This is a genomic window from Carnobacterium sp. (assembly GCF_032094055.1).
In the GTDB taxonomy this organism is placed as follows: Bacteria; Bacillota; Bacilli; order Lactobacillales; family Carnobacteriaceae; genus Carnobacterium_A.
The window spans coordinates 11,982-12,495 of sequence record NZ_DAMDAK010000028.1 but is presented as its reverse complement, the minus strand read 5'-3'; the positions used below and the strand labels follow the sequence as shown (position 1 = coordinate 12,495).

Below are 514 nucleotides of genomic sequence, written 5' to 3'. Positions count from 1 at the left end.
ATTTTAGTCAATGATACACCGATTGAAGAAGTGGTCTTGCCCTCTTCAAGAGAAAACCTTTGGGTCGTTCCTGCTACGATTCAATTAGCAGGTGCAGAAATTGAATTGACTAACCAAATGGCTCGTGAAATAAGGTTGAAACAAGCTTTAGAAAAAGTTTCGGATGACTATGATTATATCTTGATCGATTGTCCGCCTTCTCTCGGCCACTTAACAATCAATGCCTTTACCGCCAGCAATACGATTCTAATACCTGTCCAATGTGAGTACTATGCACTTGAAGGACTAAGCCAATTGTTGAATACAGTCCGTTTGGTACAAAAACATTTTAATCCGGATTTGAAAATTGAAGGAGTCTTGTTAACGATGTTGGATGCAAGAACTAATTTGGGTTATGAAGTAGTAGACGAAGTGAAAAAATACTTCCGTGAGAAAGTCTACAAATCGATTATTCCACGCAATATTCGGTTATCTGAGGCGCCAAGTCATGGATTGTCTATTATTGACTATGATC

At 38.5% G+C, this 514-nt stretch carries 1 protein-coding gene; it reads left to right on the top strand.

The window, feature by feature from the left end; translation table 11 throughout:
- Positions 1 to 514 (top strand): AAA family ATPase (locus RT405_RS06050; RefSeq protein ID WP_313468421.1); only part of this gene is annotated, 514 nt, incomplete at both ends.